The organism is Providencia alcalifaciens (genome assembly GCF_915403165.1).
GTDB lineage: Bacteria > Pseudomonadota > Gammaproteobacteria > Enterobacterales > Enterobacteriaceae > Providencia > Providencia alcalifaciens_C.
Map to the genome: position 1 here is coordinate 493,700 of NZ_OU659204.1, position 18,816 is coordinate 512,515.

Below are 18,816 nucleotides of genomic sequence, written 5' to 3' on the forward strand. Positions count from 1 at the left end.
AGAAACCAGCTTATAGAAATAAGCTGGTTTTTTTATTTAGTTTAATGAAATTTTAGGGATTACAATTTCATTTGTGCTAACGATTGATTTGGAGTGTGTTGTTTGATTCGATAAAGCAATATGTTGGGTAAATAAAGATGCGAGTCCTAAATCATGAGTCGCAAAGAAAATAATGGTATTTTCTAATTCTAATTGCTGGCGAATGGTCGTCAAAAAAGTCAATGCATCGTGGGAAGCCATGAAAGATGTGGATTCATCAAGGAAGATAATCTCCGGTTTTTTTAATAAGCTTATTGCTAGCATTAATTTTTGCTTTTCTCCGGTAGAGGCTTGAACATCCCAAACTAATACATCATCTAAACTCTCTTTGCTCAGTACCAGTTTAGGGCAGCATAATTTTGTGATTCGAATAATCAACGCATTATCAAATACACCATGTAAATTGAAATTATCGCGAATACTGCCGTTTAAGAAAACAGATGACCCTGAATGATAGGCGACTTTTTCTTGGAAAAATCGACCTGAGATTTCACTGAGATTAACATCGTTAATCGTAATTTCACCTGAATAATGATTGGATGTCCCATTCAACACATTAATTAATGATGTTTTTCCTGAACCTGAAGCCCCTGAAATTCCAACGATATCACCCGGCTTCGCTTCAAAGTCTAAGTCTCTAATTACCTTTTTTCCATTAAAGTTAAGTGTGACTTTTTTGACTTTAAAGCTCTCTAACTCCTCAATGACAATGCCATTTTCTTTTGAATGGAAAAAGGTGTTTTTTGTCAGTTGGGAAACACTGGATTGAATATGAAATAAATGGGTTTTTACCATGAATAAGCGATTAATTGCGCCAGTAATTGCACCAGAAAGTCGCCCATTAATGATCAGAACAGCAATAATAGAAGCTAGGCTTAAACTCCCACTGCCAATGGCTAAGTAGGAGGCTAGATACATCACAACCATGGACAAAAAACTATTGGTTTTAATTACTTCCATCCAGTGATGATTTGCATCATTGAGTTTGAGTTTAACCTTTTCATCTTCATCAATTTTTAAGTCAATATACTGTTTAAAATGTGTATCGTTAATAAACGCAAGCTCCTGCTTTTTTTGCTCTAGTGAATAATACATAGCGGACTTTTCATAGTTGCAGCTATTCGCCCGTAACATATTTTTATAAGAACGAAATCGGATATGTAAACAGAGAAAAATGAGCCCAGCATAATAAAGTAGGAGCAAAATAGAATAGAATCCTAGCATACCGATAATGCATAAAGTAAATAATACTGCTAATCCTATATCATAGATAATCTGCGGTTTAAGTTCCCATACCTGCATAATTGACGCTTCAGCGGTTCGTATTTTTATTGATGCATTTTTACAATTCGCGTGTTTGAGCATACTGACAAAGTAACGATTAAATAACCCGATATTCTTTTTGATTTTTTTGAGATTATATTCATGAATAATATGCTTAATAAAAAACTCTAAACCAACCACAAAGATAAAAATGGTACTAATGTATAGCAAGGAAGCGATAGATTCGCTATAGACTAAACGAGAATTAAATAGGTTTGAATACAATGGAAGTAAAAGTGCAAACAAAACCAGTGGCAATGAGAATAGGGTTGATTTAGGGGTTAAACGGATTAGAGAATGAAAAATTTTTTCATCATTAAGCTCTTTGGCTACAGAGCGAAAGAAAAATAGATTTTTACTGTCTAAAAGTAGTTCTGTGATTTTGGTCTGGGTAGTTAAATTGGTAAACTTTCCGCCTTGATTTTTGATCAGAATGTACTTCCCGTCATGGATTTCCATGATAAAAATCATCGGTAAAATGCTATTTTCTGAATATATTATGGGTGAAAAATTAAAAGTAAAAAACTCATTATCGATAAACTCATTAATATGATTAAGAATATATTTTGAATCATAGGAAGGAGCTGGTGAATTAAAAGATTCCCCTAAAATACCGAAATAATTATTAATAACTTCATGGAAATTATTTGCTTTCATGCTTGGTACTCTTTAAAAAACAGGTGTTTTCGTTCTCTGTATCGTTGATCGGCTTTTCTGCCAAAATAGTGATACCGGGAAGATTTTTTTTAATTAAAACCGTATTGTAAATGGTATAAGTCATTGAAGAATTAAAAGATAAATTGTAACCATAACTACAATACACATTAATAGTCTTTATTTTGGGATCTTTCATCACCTTTAAGGAATCTTGGCTAAAGACGAGGGATTGCACGATATCGCTTTGCCCAGCCTGAGTTGATTGCTTTTCGCTAACACCCTCTAACAAAGCTTTATTTTTATTTTTTTCCATTTCCATGGTTGTGGAGAGTACGTTAGCTAGTAGCACGGACATAAGTAGCACCATGACGGCTACCGAAGCAGATAATGCAGAAACGAAACCCAGCATAAAATCACCAAACGTTAAAAGAGATATTGTCCCCAAGCAAAGCTGTCAAGTAGTTGAATACCGATATTTTTTTACTCGATATATAAACCATGACAGGCAAACCATCATTCTCAGATGAAATGACGGTATTTTGCTCAGGGGTAACTTGAATAGAATAAAAGCGTTCTTGGCTGGATCTATCCTTATCAGCAAAGGAGTCAGCGCTAATTTTTGTGACGGTACCGTGAAGAATTCGTTTAAAACCAGGAGAATTCACGATGATTTTCACTGGCAACTCAGGCGCAATAAATGGGCGATATTTTGCTGCTATCTTGGCATCTATTATTCGAGTTTCCTGATGCTTTTTCAGTACCATAACTAAGTTAGATGCTTCAACATAGGAGCCTTGTTCTAAGTCTTTTTCAATACTTAAGACTACGCCATCAGAGGGAGCCAATACGCTATTCGCACGAATTTTATTTCTCAGTAATTCCATTTGACCGTTGTTTTCCAGCTTTTCTTTTTTTAATCGATTAAGCTGGTCTTCGTTATCTTGTACTTCACCAATTAGATTTGTTGTGTATTTTTTATCCGATAACGCTATCTCTCGAATTAGCGCTTGGGCACTTAATTCACCAGTTGTGATAAGCACGGTAGTTCGACTGATATCGGCATTATTATTGAGTTTTTCTATTTCAGGGGCACCTGCTTTGATTAATAGAGCGCCTTTACGCTTCAAGATGGTAATTTGGTTATTAAGCTCAGTTAGCTCTTTCTCTTGCGCTGAATATTTTGCTTGTAAATTACTCGTTTCCATCTGCAATAATAGATATTCAGATAACTTTTTATAGGCACTTAAACCTTTACTTTTATCTGTTTTTATCTGTGATAAAAATTCAGATTCACTGGTAATATCCCCGTTTAAAATCGCGTTTAGTAGAATTCTATTTTCTTCAAGTTCATCAATGCGATCACTCGCAAATTCGACTAGGTGGGTTAAGGTTTTTTCCTGATGAAATGCTTCAATATTGGTATAGGAAAAAAGTACCTGATTTTTTTTAACGTTATCTCCAGTTTTAATATTAAAAACATTAATAAAACCAGATGCTGGGCTGACAATTTCTAAACGATTGGATATACCTGAAATTACGCCTTCACCGGGGGATGAAACATCAATCTCGGCAAAGGTAATATAAGCAATAAAAAGACATGAAACAGCGAGTAAAATTTTCACCTTTTTTGGAAGTAGGCGAAGTTTATTCAAATTATGCAGTTTTAGACTAGGTAGTTTATTAAGATAGTGTTTCACTTTCAATCAAGTCTCCAGTGATCTGCATATACTCCATTTTATTTTTCATGTCGTTGATCATCAGCTCAGCAATACGTCGTTGGATTGTTACCATATCAAAAAGCGTATTGACCATTTCATAAAATGAGGACTGAGAGATATCGTACTCTTTTTTCTGGCTTTGAATGATAGAGCGCATAGTGGTTAATTGTGCTTGTAAACTCGCCAATTCAATTTCATTCGAGGTGGAAATTTGCTTTAAATTTTTGATTCGAGCCGTAATCTCTCTATATTTATAATCAGCTTTTCCTTTTGTTGCTTCATATAATTTAAGTTGAGATAATTTTGAAAGTTTTCTGTCTAAATCGAATACGTTGACCTTTAATTCAACACCAAAGTAAGACTCATTACGTACTTTTTTTCGGTCAATATAACGTTCTTCAGCGATTAAGTTAACGTTAAATAAAGCATCTTGTTGCTTCGCATTTTCCTTCAATGCATCAGCTTGCATCTGTAACATTGAGTACTCGGTATTTTTTTCTGTACTATCACTATTAATCTGTATCGATTTTATTTTTTTAATTAAAGCATTAGGTAATTTAACACCTAACTTTGGAAAATCGATCCCTGAAGCTAATTCAATATTAGACTTGTATTGTTCAATTTCCATCTTGATATTTTTTTGTTCAGTTTCAATTCGTTGCATTAATAATTTTGCTTGTTCAACATCACTGAGTTTTGCAACCCCACTTTGATAGCGGCGATCGATCAACTTAAAAATATCTTGAGCTTGACTATTTAATTGATTAGTTTTACCCGTTAACTCGCTGAGGTAATGTATGCCAATTAAATTATTAGTTACTGAAGAGTATAATTGCTCTTTCTCTTTGGTTAATGTCAATTCAGAGGCTTTCAAACGAGCATTTTTTTCATTAAAACGGTTATTTAGGGCACTGTCATAGATCATCGATGTTGCCGTTAACTGTGTCGTATTTCCACCTTTATCTTTTATCTTTCCTGATGCGCTTAATTTTGGCAAATAAAAATAGCTGGTTTGCTTAGCTCTATATTCTTCTGCTTCATGTTCCAATTTTTTGATCTGTATTGGACTGGAATTATCTAATACTTTTTTCATAAATGAATCGAAGTTTTCTGCGGATTGATTCGCAAAACTCATATTTCCGAACATTAATGAGAATGATAAACTGATGACTGTTAGTGAAAGACGCATGGTTACTCCATTGATAAATAGGCTAATAATTTTTTTCGGTTTTCTATGGATTGAATTTTTAGCCATTGCGTTGTTTGAGCAACCTCTAAAAGACCTTCTGCTATTTTTTTATTGTCATCTGAACGTATCTTTTGATCTTCTAAGAAAAGCTCAGAAAATTTTATATTCCAATGATTATTTTCATTTTTTATAGAATTTAGTATCTCAGCATTTTGTTGTGAGGTATTTACCAGCATAGATAAGCTTTCAGAAAGTTCTTTGGCGATTACACCATTTTCGGGAATAGAAACTAACTTTTTAGCTATCTCGATATTGATATCTTGTAATGAATTCAATGTCAGATGGAGGCTATTGAATTCTTTAGTATAATTATCTTGTTTATTTTTATGAGTTTCCTTTTTCTCTTTTTGATAAGAGAAGTGAAAAAAGTTTAAACTCACCAATAATAATACGGAGATAGAAACCCCTAAAATGGATGTTAAGAATGCGAAAGACATGGAGTCTAGCGCCATTGAGATCGATGAAATCATCGCTTCCATTTTAGCTGCTACATCACCATCGCCGGATAATGATGAAGAAATTGCTCCAATCATGCCGGTTAAACCGATAAAAGTACCAATTAATCCCAATGAAACTGTTACTGATGCAGAAAGTTTGGTTTGATTTGAAAGAAATACATAGTGTCGATATGTATTGTGTTTAAATATTTTTTGGCATAAGAAAATAACTAATGGATAGATATAAATACCTATCATGGCATAGCTAATTTCTGGGGCTAATAACAAACATTGTTGCAGCATTTCTTTAATTGAAGAAACAAAAAATGAGGCAATAAACGTGATTACGTAGAAAAAAAAGTCCGATATAATACATATTATTTGTAGTCCCAATAAATACATGAATTCCAATCTAAACATGGTTCGGAAGTTCCTTCTTTTAAGGTAACTTTTTTATCAATATTTAGCTTTTTGGTGAGTGATAACATATAGAGAAGATTATAAGTATTCTTTTCTTTTGCATTAGTTATCTTATTGTTGATATAACCGTGAAAAATAATGTTTCTAGTCGAATTGCTATTTAATTCATTTTCTAATAGTTTTGTATCTCTCTCAGATAGCTGAATTCCACCTTTGAAATAGATAACTCTTTTAGTCAAATCAACCTTTACATTTTCAAACCTAAGCTGTCCAAAATTAATATACGTAGATGCGGTTTTTAGACCGCTAAATATAAAAATCATGGAAACTAAGATGATAATACATAAGGTTCCACTTAGCCCATCAACCATGGGTGCAAGTTCTTCATCAGAACTATTTTCTTCTTCTGTCATTTAAATATAATCCCCTAGAGGTTTTTTCCTAGGGTTTATTATATTCAGTATTTTATTATCAGTATCGGATTATGAGCTCAAAAATAGTGATATTGAGCTCATTCGATAATTTGGTGGGTCTAATTTTTAAATGGTTATATATAATGAGGAAAACATCCCTTATTAATAAAGGTTAATATTGTATTAATCTTTCAAATAACGAAGCCAAGAAAACAAATGACTAATTCAAACGAAGTAAATAATATCATCATTAAATCCTTTAAAGTTCAAGGATTAGATTTAATTATAACCATGCCAGATGGTAAAGTTGAAAGAATTGAGAATGGTTTATCTGAAATCATTCTTGGTAATTTAATTTTATCAACGGAAAAAGGTGTTCCTTTATCTCAAGATGAAATTCTATCCTCTATACATATGAGTGTTGGCGCAGATGCCGTTTATATTAAAGAGCAATTCACTAGCGACATTATTGATGTTGCAGATAATCAGAAGATTGATATTGATGATGAAAAGCAACTTGACCATAACCTGATTGAATTAGAAAAAGAAAATCAAGCTTTATCAGAAGCGCTTCGAGAATTAACAGAGATAAATGAGCAGAAAGATGAACAACTAAATTCATCAGTGACTAAGCTTAATCAAGTTAAGCAGCAAATGAACCAAGTTAAATCGGAGAAAGGTGCTGAAGAAAAAAACAATGAAATGCCCCCACTTCCTGCACTCGTGGTTCCTCCTGTCACTTCAGTATCTTCATCGTCATCGAGTGCCTCAGCAGAACAGCCAAAAGAAAAACTAAATGAATTACCGGTTATTGCGATAACTAAAAGCCAGCTATTTATTCAAGGTGGGTTGAGTGCAAAAAGTGACTCCTCAAAAGTAGGGGATAATATTACACAGGTTAGTACACCGATATTTACTGGGGTTATCTCGCTTGATGCGGTTGGCTACTTACTTTTAGATGGGCAAAAATACCCCATCACACCCGATCTTAAAGGTAATTGGTCTTTAGACATTAAAACGCCATTGAAAGAGGGTAAACACCAATATGAGTTAGTTGCTTCTCGTGATGCAACAGACACAACCACGGTGTCTGGTGAACTCATCATTGATACTCAGTTAGATAATCTTAATTCAGGGATAGATTTAAATTCCGACAGTGGCGTAGCTGGGGATGGTATCACCAATAACCCATTACCGACGTTAACGGGACTTGCTGAAGCAGGAAGCCAAGTCACATTGACATTAGGGCAGCAGACACTATCAACGGTTGTGGATCAGCAAGGAATATGGCGCATTGGCGTTAAAGATGCGTTACCGGAAGGTACTTCAGCCTATCAGGTGACGGCAGTGGATGCGGCGGGGAACACGAAAACAGAAACGGGCAGCGTGACAGTAAAAACGAGGTCGCCGAATCTGACTTTACTGTTAGAAGGGAAAGCAGATTTTAAAACTAATCATGCCACGCCAACATTCTCAGGTAAAACAGAGAGCGATGTTGATGTCCGTGTGAAAATTGACAACCAAGATTATGCGGTTAAAGCCGATAAAGACGGCAATTGGTCGCTGCCAATGGTCGACAAGCTTGCCGATGGTATGCATGTTATTGGTCTCAGTGTGACGGATATTGCGGGGAATATATCGACGGTGACGCAGTCCGTGTTGATTGATACGGTAATACCGTCAAGTCATGCGCAGTTAGCATTGGAAAGTGACTCTGGTATTGAAGGTGATAGCCTTACTCAGAAAAAAGCAGTGACATTGGTGGGTGTGACGAAGCCGGATGCGAAAATCAACGTGACCTTCGATGGAAAAACCTATCCAGCCACGGCCAATCCGATGGGTGAATGGCAAGTTCCATTGCCAGCGGTTTCTAGCGATGGGGCGTTTGACTACCACGTAAACGTGGTTGACCATGTGGGTAACATCGGGACTTCGTCAGGGCAATTTACCGTCGATACCAGCATGCATCTGGATGCCGGGCTAGATAGTGCAAGCCAAAGTCCATTAAAAACAGACGGTAAAACCACCCACTTACTGCGTCCACAAATCAGTGGTACCGCTGATCCACAGAGTATTATCACTGCTACGTTTAAAGGCACGGTAAAGAAAGTCAATGCGGATGCGCAAGGGAAATGGTCATTGGCATTCGATACTAATGCTTCGGTAGGAAAAGACAACCAATACGTGATCACTGCCGAAGATGCGGCGGGGAACACGAAAACCCTTAACCAAGTATTTACGTTTATACTTCAGTCAGAGGGGAAAGAGGATCTCACTGCGCCAAAACTATCGGTTATGTTAGATGCGGATAGTGATAGCGGGAAGATTAACGATGGTATCACTAATGTTAAAAAGCCTAAATTTATTGGTGTTGCGACAGAAAATTCAGATATTTCTTTGGTTATTGCAGGTAACACTTATACCGCAAAAGCAGATGCATCTACGGGGAAATGGTCATTAACGACAGATACGTTACAGGAAGGGACTAACTCGTATACCGTGACAGCAACTCGCCCTGATAATGGAATGTCTTCGAGTGTACAAGGTAATCTTTTCATTGATACCACTGCGGCAGTATCGACAGTTGCATTAACGGAAGACACTGACTCAGGTATTAAAGGTAATTTTATTACTAATCACAGAACGCCTGTATTTACGGGGCAAAGTGACCCCAATATTGAAATTAAATTAACACTCAATAATGAAGCGGTATCGACAACGACCGACAAAGACGGTAAGTGGTCATTAAAATTAACAAAACAATTACCTGAAAATTTCACGGGTGAGTACGTCATTTCGACAACGGATACGGCAGATAATAAATTTGAAAAGAAAGGGTCGTTGGTTGTTGATAATTTAAAACCTGAATTGTCAGAAATAAAATTAGTCTCACCGTGGAAGAAAGGTAAATTCCATGGTGATCAGTCGACTAATGATCTGACTCCAGATTTTGAGGGAAAAGCCTCTGTGGGGGCAAATTTAGTTTTTTCATTTACATTAACTGATTATGCGGGCTCTAAAAAATTCAGTTATCCCATCACAGATATTGACCAAAATGGAAACTGGTCTTTTAGCCCACCAAAGGGTTTGTTGGTAAAAGACCACCGATATTCAATGAATGAAATTTTTGTGAAAGCAGTTTCGCCTGCGGGAAATGAATCAATAAAGGATTTTTATAAGCCCGGAGTACAGATTAAAGAAAGTGTCTTAACCGTGAAGGGCGAAGTTGCTGCTGAGTCGAGCTCGACAGGAATAAATGATCAATATCTTAGCGCTTCGCGTTCGCCGAAATTACAAGGAACTATTGATGGTAGCTCGGATAGAGATGAGCTACAAGGTTACATTGATATATCAGGGAATCGCTATCCTTTATCTTTTGCAAATAGTCGCAAAAATTGGAGCGTGGAATTACCTCAAGATGTTCAATTGCCATTAGGTGAAAATAATTACACTCTCACACTAAATGATGTTTATGGTTCAGAGTATAAGTTTTCATCCTATATTGTGGTTTCCGATTTTAAATTCTCGCTTACGCCTGAAACGGATACAAATAGGTTGGGTGACAACATCACTAGCCATAAAAAACCAGTTTACAAAGGAAAAGCTGCTATAGGTGCAAATGTTTCAGCGAAAATTAACGGTGAGATTTATCCAATTAAAGTTAATAGTAAAGGTGAGTGGCAATTTGAAGTGCCGAGTAAAGGTGAAGGGATTTACGATATTACGTTTGTTCACGACCTTGATCGTATGATTTCGGGTAAAATTACGCTAAATATAGATACCACACCTCCTGAGTATGAAAATAATTGGATTCATTGGGATGACGTCCATCCGAAAACCAATATCTCGAAAACTAACGACCTAAGATTTTATAGTGTATATAAAGGGATGATTGATTCAACGATCGTTTCGGTGAATGGTCAGACATATACTTTTAATACAGATTTCGATAGTAATCGTTCTGATATAAGCCAGTTTGGTGGCAAAATTTATTTACCCAATGGTGAATATCTAGCCCAAATAACGGCAATAGACATTGCTGGAAATAAGACTGAGCATGAAATTACGATGAATGTTCTGGGAGGGGATCAGGGTAAAAATCCACCTCAGATAGCTGCTGGATTCCATGAGCAGCTTCTCGTCTCGACTAAAGATAGCAAAATAGAATTTAATGAAAGCATGCTCAAGCTGATGGGGACTACAACCCCTGCAAGCTGGGTAGAAATTAAGGATGCTCAAGGTAAATTACTTGGAAAAGAGAAAGCAAATAACAACGGAAAATGGGAAGTTTTGCTACCGATAGATGATATTCCTGTCGGGATTAAACAAGATGATAGTATAAAATTAATGATTAGCGCTAAAGATATGTTAGATCGTGAAAGCCATCTAGACGTTAATCTTGTTTACTCCAATACCCCGCCAGAGCTTACCGGTGGTTTAGACAATGTATTGATTGTGGATAAGCAGCAAGTAAATATTAAAACACCAAGTTTTAGTGGTACTACAGAGGCTTATGCAAAAGTGACTTTAGCGATTAACAGCAAGTCATATGCAGTCACCGCAGATAAAAATGGAAAATGGTTATTTAAATTATCTGATTCTGACGCCCTTAATGATGGGAATTACTCGTATCGTATCGAAGCAAAAAGTGTAATTGGTCTAGAAAGCACTCAACACATTGAAAATAATCTCATTGTTAAAACGACACCTAAATTAGCAGGCGGCTTAGATTTTAGTTCAGATTCCGGTGTTCTCGATGATGAGATAACGAAAGTGTCAACGCCAAAACTGAGTGGTGTAACGGAAGCTAATGCAACCGTGCGTGTGACCTTTGATAATAAAATGGCAGACGCGTATGAAATAAAAGCAGATAATCAAGGTGTTTGGCAAATTGAAGTTTCTAAGGCATTAGCGGAAGGAAAACATGATTATGTCATCTCAGTGGATGATAAGAACCAAGATATTCGCGGCAATATAACTGGGCAATTAATCATCGATACAATAGCCCCAGATACCCTGACTGCTGGAGTTACGGATACCCCCAATTCTACCATTCAAAATAATCTGTTAACCAAAATAAATACGCCAACCTTTAGCGGTCGTAGCGAACCTTTGGCGCAAATTTTATTAACAATCGATGCGAGTACACACGTAGCCAGTATTCAGAAAAAGATAGTTGCAGATGACCAGGGGCGCTGGACATTTACATTACCTTCGTCAAATGCGCTCAGTGATGGACAATATGTTTATCGGGCAATGGTTGAAGATACAGCGGGGAATCCAAGTGGTATTGAGCTGATAGGTTTTATCACGGTAGACACCACAGCGCCGATACTAAAAGGCGAGTTGGATGCTGCTTCAGACACTGGAATTGCGGGAGATAACCTCACCAATATCAACACGCCAACCTTTAGTGGAGGGGCGGAAGCTAAGTCTACAGTGTTCTTGAGCATCAATGGCAAGGCGTATTCAGCCATAGCAGATGAAGCGGGGCACTGGAGCGTCAGTATACCAGCGTCAGATAAACTGGCAGACGGGCAACATGCTTATACCATTGATGTGATGGATGCTGCGGGTAATCAGACCCAACAAGCGGGCAGTATCACCGTCGACACCTCCGCGCCAGCATTACACGGGGCGTTAGATGCCGCCTCAGACACTGGGATTGTCGGTGACCACCTTACCAATATCAACACGCCAACCTTTAGTGGAGGGGCGGAAGCTAAGTCTACAGTGTTCTTGAGCATCAATGGCAAGGCGTATTCAGCCATAGCAGATGAAGCGGGGCACTGGAGAGTCAGCATACCAACGTCAGATAAACTGTCGGACGGGCAACATGCTTATACCATTGATGTGATGGATGCTGCTGGAAATCAGACCCAACAAGCGGGCAGTATCACCGTCGACACCTCCGCGCCAGCATTACACGGGGCGTTAGATGCCGCCTCAGACACTGGGATTGTCGGTGACCACCTTACCAATATCAACACGCCAACCTTTAGTGGAGGGGCGGAAGCTAAGTCCACAGTGTTCTTGAGCATCAATGGCAAGGCGTATTCAGCCATAGCAGATGAAGCGGGGCACTGGAGCGTCAGCATACCAGCGTCAGATAAACTGTCGGACGGGCAACATGCTTATACCATTGATGTGATGGATGCTGCGGGTAATCAGACCCAACAAGCGGGCAGTATCACCGTCGACACCTCCGCGCCAGCATTACACGGGGCGTTAGATGCCGCCTCAGACACTGGGATTGTCGGTGACCACCTTACCAATATCAACACGCCAACCTTTAGTGGAGGGGCGGAAGCTAAATCCACAGTGTTCTTGAGCATCAATGGCAAGGCGTATTCAGCCATAGCAGATGAAGCGGGGCACTGGAGCGTCAGCATACCAACGTCAGATAAACTGGCAGACGGGCAACATGCTTATACCATTGATGTGATGGATGCCGCGGGTAATCAGACCCAACAAGCGGGCAATATCACCATCGATACGCAGCAGCCACATTTGGATGGCCAATTGGATGACGCGAGCAATAGCGGCGAGCTATCCGATACCCTGACCAATGTAGCGACGCCAACATTCAGCGGAACGGTGAAGGTGGGTTCAGTGGTCACCTTGACCATCAATAACGTCACGTATCCGGCACAGGTCGATAATGCAGGAAAATGGGCGCTGGCCTTGCCAGCAGGGGATGCATTACCGGATGGCTCTTATCTGTATACAGTTGAAGCGACGGACATCGCGGGGAACACTCAGCAATTCAGCAATAGCATAACGGTGGACACTCTTGCGCCAAGTGCCGCAGGGGAGTTGAGCACAGGCAGTGATTCGGGGATCCCCAACGATAATATTACGAATATCGCTACCCCGACGTTTAGCGGGAAAACAGAATCGAAAGCAAAAGTGACCTTAAACATCAATGGTAAAGATTATAACGATGTTGCGGATGCTTCAGGGGAGTGGCGTATCAGCATACCAACGTCAGATAAACTGTCGGACGGGCAACATGCTTATACCATCGAGGTGATGGATGCCGCGGGTAATCAGGCACAAGAAGCGGGCAGTATCACCATTGATACCCAAGCCCCTACATATATTGAAGCACATCTTAATGCAGAATTGAGAGTCGATATGGGATCATTGAATACCACCGTGACGTTTGGTGGTAAAGCTGAGCCGGAATCAACAATTACTGTCTTTATAGAAAATAAACCTTATGGTCATACTCAAGTGGATAAGAACGGTAGCTGGGAGCTCAAACTTGAAAATTTCGCAGATGAAGGTGACTTTCAATACACAGTAGAATCTAAAGATATTGCAGGAAATACCCATAAAATAGAAGGCGTGATGTCGGTGTCTAATCCTGTTGTTCCGGTTGATGGGAGTATATCGACAACGCTTATTATACATACACCCGACGCTAGTCATTTCGATTTAGATAATGACTATCACTTTTAATAGATAGAACTAGACGCCACCTAAAAACTCAATATAAGGTGGCGTTTATAAAATCGCCGCTATTATAAAAAAGATGAGATCTGGGTACGGTAGTATTTTTTGAAGGTAGACATAAAGAATGGAATATCATCGTAGCCCACTTCCTGCGCGATGCGGGTCATTGGTATGTTATTGGTTTTAGATAACATCATTGCTTTATTCATTCGTGACATTAAACTCACTTGAGAAAAGCTCGTTCCTTCACTAGTCAAACGGCGCTTTAACGTTGCTGGACTCATGTATAACTGTTTAGCAATAGAGCCTAAATTAGAATTTTGCTTTCCAACGTTATTAAACACCAAGTTATATACTTTCTCTTTGATAGAAACATTGATTGATAAATGCAGTGCAGGAATGAATTCGTTCACATTTAAGAAAAAAGCCAAAATAAAATTGAGATAAATACTAATTTTATTCTTTTTAATGATGTCATTTTCACTATAAGAACATTGCTGTAGTTCATTAATATCTTGATATGCGTAATGGAAAATATCTTTAATGATTGGCACCATCTCAAAATTTGCAACACAAAGCTGATTTTTTTTGCCTATTTTTTCTTTCTGAATACAAACAGGTAAATACTGTTGATTAAATACATTTAAGATATTGGCAGGTAAAGGAATAATGCTCAAAATGACAGTATCACTAGGGGCATTTTTTTTCATTTCTATGATTTGATCTTTTGGTAGAAAACAAACATCTTTGGAAGTTAGTGTACGCCATTCACCCGTTTTCAAACGGATCATGACTTCACCTAAACTTACGGTTAATAACAACGTTTCGGATAAATAAAATGCGCTTTCCGTTTCACTGGAAAGATCTTCTATATATGAATGAAAGGTTTTTTCACAAAAGTTTAGTGACATAACGATCCTAATTATAAAGTTAACAAAAAAGATAAGTTTCTATTTTGAAATGTGCTTTAGTGATAGGTCGTAATTTTAATTTGCCAATAGGTATGGATATTTAATGGTTAGTCGGGATTTTTTATTTTTCTATAAGAGTCAGAATTAATAAAAGAGAGGCAGGAATTTTCCTGCCTCTTACTCAATGTGACGTAACATGAAGATGTTAGTTTATAGCCTGATTAAACTGGCTATACAGTGCCTGTGCGCTTTTCTTATAACCATCCGCAGAGAAATGCACATTATCAGGACGGGCTAAACCTTGTGATGCCCATGCGCGGATAGAACAAGGCCCGCCCATGTTAGCTTGCCAATCCCAAAACAGCGTATGTTCCTGAGCGGCAATGTTTTTCTGAATGCGAATAACATCCATCAAATTCACTGGCATTTGTGCACTACAACCCGCCGCATTACTGAATTTAATTGAGTCACTTGGGCCCACTAACATAATCACCGCATTTGGCGATTGCTGGCGAATTTGACGAATTTTATCCCGTAGGTTTTGCTCGTAAGCTGCCAAATTCAGGGTGTCATTAAACGCTTCGTTGGTGCCGAAGGCTAAAATCACCATATCCGGCGACATTTGAGCCAGCGTGGCGCTCCACTGTGGTTGCCACTTATCTAGCATGTTGATAGTCGCACCGTTCAAACCGATGGCAGATAACATCACACCGGGTTTATTCGAACGGACTAACCAGCCACCCACTTTGAGATTACTTGCCGCACCAACTGACACGGTTGATGGCAATTGCGTGCTCACTGGCGCAGAGAATTGCCAGCTATTTCCCGTGGCAGGTAAGGCAACCGTCGAAGACGAGGATGGCGAAACCTGCATCTGGGCACCATTTGAGCTTTGGTACAGTGCTTGTAAGCGATAACTATTTTGAACAGGCTGCAACGGTTTTAATAACACATTGCTCTTGCTACCTTGTGGCTCAGCTATCAAACCACCTAACGGGTAGTCAAAACGCTCATCTTTGCGGCTACTGGAAAGTGACCAATCCGACTTATCACTGACGCGATTAATGGTGGCGGTGCGTTGACCCGGTACCGAAATTGGCGGTACAAAACCAGGGCCTGCATCGCCATAGCGTTGTTGGAACAATGCTCTTAATTCACCCGTGAAAAAATCGGCGGCCGTGTGTGAATCCCCTATCTGGACGATATGGATTTGTTGACCACCTTGGCGCAGCTTAGATGCCAATTGGCTTAGGTTTGGTTCGCCATTATTGACTAACTGCCCTTGCTCTGTAGGTGCTTGCCACTGAGTTTGCGACGTTTTGCCGCGTTTAGTATCAGGGGTTTGACAAGAGACTAAGCCTAATGACAGCAGTGTAATGACACTAGCTGTGAGTAGCTTGCTCTTGACCTGATTCTGGTTGTTCAGTTTCATGAGGTTCCTTGTCTTCCTCTTCGAAATGGATCAGTGAAAATACGCTTTCGGCAATCATTTGTTGCCCTTTACCACTGAAATGGATCCCATCACCACTGCGCAATTTTATAGCATTGCTACCATCCCCAATATAGTCGGAATAGTCGTCATTTTTATATTTAAAGACGTCATTGGCAGAAATGTACATTTCGCCATATTTCGCGACTTCAGTCTGGTAAAGACCACGAAGGAATTTCATACCATCGGAAAGGGTGTTTTTACGCATATTCGGTGGACCCACCCAAATCACATCGACATGATGTTGGCGTGCGGTGGAGAGAATTTCACTGATACGCGAGCGATAGGTTTGTTCCCACTCTTCACTCTTGAATTTCACATACTTATAGCCTGACTGTGGTGGCATATCCCATGGATCATTAGGCCCTAAAAATACCACTAAGACTTTAATGTTCGGGTTATCGTTCAATGCTTTGGCAATGGTATCTGGCCAGTTAAAGAATTTAGGGTACGCAAGACCCGTACTCTGCTTACTTAAGTTAATACTCTCAATATTATACTTTTTCAACAGCATGTTTTTAACATGGGGAGCGACGCCCTGCATCATGGAGTCCCCTGCAAACAAGACTTGATCCCCTGCGGCAATATTGGCTATTTGTTTTTGAACAACAGGCCCTTCAGGTTGTGCAATAGTCACGCCCGCAAAGGTTCGACCCGGAATTTTAGCGCGAGCTTGAGGGCGTTTTAATAACTCAGGGAACGTAACCGATAAGCTCTCTGCTGGATGAATATAACCATTAACAAAGTGTAGTCCCACACGGAAATCTTGTGGGAAAACTAACGTTTTGTGGTTAGCGGCCATTTGGGCCGCAAGTTTATCTTCAGCGGCCTTTTGTCCCGATGCGTGATAGGCAAAAGTTGCCCCCGCTTCTTGGACACCATCATGTAACGCACTCCCGTAATCCCAGACAGGGTTTCCGCCGATTTTCGCCCATGGGGTATCTTGGTGATACTTTTGCTGCCAGAATCGCTCTAAGGAGCTTTGGTTTAACCAAATCAGTAGCAAGCCCGTGATGATGACAATCAGCACAACTTGCCCAGTTTTTTTCAGGTTATTTTTAAACTCAGAAGTTAGCATAGATAAATCCTGGCATTCCCGAAGGTGATAGCATAAACATAATCGTCAACACAATGGCTAATGGGATTGGGTAATAGTACCAAGCGATATCTTGATATTTTTTGGCAACATACTGATAGCCTTGAACAAAATAAGGGTAGGCAAAGAACAGTAACCAGAATGCAATCAGCAAGCCGAGATTCGCGCTAATTGAGGCGATAAATCCAGGTTCAATAAATTGATTGAGCATCACCAGCGCATCATCAAACGATGGGCTACGGAAAAAGATCCATGCAAAGCAGACAAAATGGAAAGTCAGAATTCGTGCAAGTAATTTTGAAACGTGGGCATTGGGAATTAAGTGGGTTCTTCCCAGTTTTTTCATTAGCTCAGTTTTAATATTAAAAATCACCGTCCCTAAGCCATGGATCGCCCCCCAAATAACAAACGTCATTGCGGCACCATGCCACAGACCTGAAATTAACATGGCGGTTAATACGTTGATATTTTTGCGCACAAATCCTTTGCGACTGCCCCCCAATGGAATATAGATATAGTCCATGATGAAGGTCGATAAACTGATATGCCAGCGTTTCCAGAAATCTTGCAAGTTAGTCGCTAAATATGGGGCATTAAAGTTAAGAGGTACTCTAAAGCCTAATAGCAATGCAATCCCCGTGACTAAGTTGGTATAACCGGAGAAGTTAAAATAGATATTCCATGCGTAAGCGTAGGTGGCAATTAATATTTCCCCTGCACTAAAGCCTGCGGGAGCATCAAATACCGGATTAACGTAGTTTTCAGCAAGGTAAGAGCTGAATAGAAACAGTTTTACCAGTGCTAAGCTAATTAACAAAATGGCGCGGCGAGAGTCGAGAATAACGCGGCTTTCAGCTTGGATTTGCGGTAAAAAGTTTTTCGCACGGTTAATTGGACCTGCCACGATACTTGGGAAAAAAGCCAAATATAATACAACGTCAAAAAAGTCGGCTTTTTCAATTTCTTTGCGACACACCGAAACGGTATAGCTGACGGAATGGAAGGCGTAGAAAGAGAGCCCCAATGGTGCCAGCAGCTCCAGCACAGGCAGTCCAACGCTAAATCCAAACTTGTCGAGGGTTTGCTGAATAGTTTCTTGGAAGAAAGAATAATATTTAAATGCGGTAAAGCAGCCAATGATCCCGACAGCTAATAACGAATATACCCATCGGTTAGATAACCAAACCGTTGCCCAGTTGGTGAGCAAATAGATAAATAACGTGTAGCCAAACAGAATATAGGCAAAGTCAGGGCTAAATGAGTAGACAAAGAAATAACTTGCTGTGATGAGCAACCCATTCTGCAATTTAGAGCTGGGTTGGCAGCCCCAATAAATAAGAAAAAAAACTAAAAAAGAGCCAAGAAACTCAAATGAGAAGAAATTCATATTAGACTCAGGTGTTATTTGTTATGGGTGACCATGATATTTATTCTTTTCCGGCATGCAATCGGAATTTCGTCATATTTCAATTTACTCGTCATACTTCGAATTTTAGGGGTGTTGGCTGCGCTCAACTACCCTAGTCACATACTTATGTATGCTCCTAGGGATATCTTCTCTTGCCGCCTACCTAAAACCCGAATTATTTAGAGTAAATCGGGGATA

Annotated in this window: 11 protein-coding genes; 1 reads left to right on the top strand and 10 read right to left on the bottom strand. The window is 39.3% G+C overall.

The annotated features are described in order from the left end of the window. Nucleotides 1-36: 36 nt before the first annotated feature. From LDO73_RS02170 to LDO73_RS02195, 6 genes are read right to left on the bottom strand one after another with little or no spacing between them, the layout of a single operon-like run. Nucleotides 37-2,019, bottom strand: a complete 1,983-nt coding sequence (locus LDO73_RS02170) for an ATP-binding cassette domain-containing protein (protein WP_224059994.1) — start codon at nt 2,017-2,019, stop codon at nt 37-39. Beyond that, entirely contained in the window at nt 2,006-2,428 is a 423-nt protein-coding gene (locus tag LDO73_RS02175; protein ID WP_224059995.1) for a hypothetical protein, read from the bottom strand. The genes LDO73_RS02170 and LDO73_RS02175 overlap by 14 nt, the downstream gene beginning before the upstream one ends. 4 nt (nt 2,429-2,432) lie before the next feature. Beyond that, the gene (locus tag LDO73_RS18080) at nt 2,433-3,716 is read right to left on the bottom strand and encodes an HlyD family efflux transporter periplasmic adaptor subunit (RefSeq protein ID WP_224061118.1); all 1,284 of its coding nucleotides are present in this window, start codon (nt 3,714-3,716) and stop codon (nt 2,433-2,435) included. After that, nucleotides 3,700-4,926, bottom strand: a complete 1,227-nt coding sequence (locus tag LDO73_RS02185; RefSeq protein ID WP_224059996.1) for a TolC family protein — start codon at nt 4,924-4,926, stop codon at nt 3,700-3,702. The genes LDO73_RS18080 and LDO73_RS02185 overlap by 17 nt, the downstream gene beginning before the upstream one ends. Before the next feature lie 2 nt (nt 4,927-4,928). Further along, on the bottom strand, nt 4,929-5,843 hold the full coding sequence (locus LDO73_RS02190) for a hypothetical protein (protein WP_224059997.1): 915 nt from the start codon (nt 5,841-5,843) through the stop codon (nt 4,929-4,931). Continuing rightward, complete coding sequence (locus LDO73_RS02195) at nt 5,801-6,256, bottom strand: hypothetical protein (protein ID WP_224059998.1); 456 nt, start codon at nt 6,254-6,256, stop codon at nt 5,801-5,803. Before LDO73_RS02195 ends, LDO73_RS02190 begins: the two co-directional genes overlap by 43 nt. A gap of 216 nt (nt 6,257-6,472) precedes the next feature. Here LDO73_RS02195 and LDO73_RS02200 point away from each other — a divergent pair, with 216 nt between their 5' ends. Next, nucleotides 6,473-13,720: an Ig-like domain-containing protein gene (locus tag LDO73_RS02200; protein ID WP_224059999.1), complete on the top strand. Its 7,248-nt coding sequence runs from the start codon at nt 6,473-6,475 to the stop codon at nt 13,718-13,720. Between the two features lie 62 nt (nt 13,721-13,782). Here the strand turns inward: LDO73_RS02200 and LDO73_RS02205 are convergent, their stop codons facing one another. The 4 genes from LDO73_RS02205 to LDO73_RS02220 all read right to left on the bottom strand — a co-directional run bounded on the left by LDO73_RS02205 (nt 13,783) and on the right by LDO73_RS02220 (nt 18,597). Continuing rightward, the gene (locus tag LDO73_RS02205; protein WP_224060000.1) at nt 13,783-14,625 is read right to left on the bottom strand and encodes a helix-turn-helix domain-containing protein; all 843 of its coding nucleotides are present in this window, start codon (nt 14,623-14,625) and stop codon (nt 13,783-13,785) included. 205 nt (nt 14,626-14,830) lie between these two features. Further along, entirely contained in the window at nt 14,831-16,057 is a 1,227-nt protein-coding gene (locus LDO73_RS02210; protein WP_224060001.1) for an SGNH/GDSL hydrolase family protein, read from the bottom strand. Further along, a complete protein-coding gene (locus LDO73_RS02215; protein WP_224060002.1) occupies nt 16,008-17,192 on the bottom strand; it encodes a DUF459 domain-containing protein in 1,185 nt (394 codons plus the stop codon). Before LDO73_RS02215 ends, LDO73_RS02210 begins: the two co-directional genes overlap by 50 nt. Next, nucleotides 17,179-18,597 carry an MBOAT family O-acyltransferase gene (locus LDO73_RS02220; protein ID WP_224060003.1) on the bottom strand — a complete coding sequence of 473 codons (1,419 nt, stop codon included), beginning with the start codon at nt 18,595-18,597 and terminating at the stop codon, nt 17,179-17,181. The genes LDO73_RS02215 and LDO73_RS02220 overlap by 14 nt, the downstream gene beginning before the upstream one ends. Between the last annotated feature and the right edge of the window lie 219 nt (nt 18,598-18,816).

Coding starts and splice junctions, on each gene's coding strand:
- LDO73_RS02215 (WP_224060002.1), bottom strand. CDS start 17,192: ATGCTAACTTCTGAGTTTAAAAATAACCTGAAAAAAACTGGGCAAGTT.
- LDO73_RS02210 (WP_224060001.1), bottom strand. CDS start 16,057: ATGAAACTGAACAACCAGAATCAGGTCAAGAGCAAGCTACTCACAGCT.
- LDO73_RS02185 (WP_224059996.1), bottom strand. CDS start 4,926: ATGCGTCTTTCACTAACAGTCATCAGTTTATCATTCTCATTAATGTTC.
- LDO73_RS02195 (WP_224059998.1), bottom strand. CDS start 6,256: ATGACAGAAGAAGAAAATAGTTCTGATGAAGAACTTGCACCCATGGTT.
- LDO73_RS02190 (WP_224059997.1), bottom strand. CDS start 5,843: ATGTTTAGATTGGAATTCATGTATTTATTGGGACTACAAATAATATGT.
- LDO73_RS02220 (WP_224060003.1), bottom strand. CDS start 18,597: ATGAATTTCTTCTCATTTGAGTTTCTTGGCTCTTTTTTAGTTTTTTTT.
- LDO73_RS02200 (WP_224059999.1), top strand. CDS start 6,473: ATGACTAATTCAAACGAAGTAAATAATATCATCATTAAATCCTTTAAA.
- LDO73_RS02205 (WP_224060000.1), bottom strand. CDS start 14,625: ATGTCACTAAACTTTTGTGAAAAAACCTTTCATTCATATATAGAAGAT.
- LDO73_RS02170 (WP_224059994.1), bottom strand. CDS start 2,019: ATGAAAGCAAATAATTTCCATGAAGTTATTAATAATTATTTCGGTATT.
- LDO73_RS02175 (WP_224059995.1), bottom strand. CDS start 2,428: ATGCTGGGTTTCGTTTCTGCATTATCTGCTTCGGTAGCCGTCATGGTG.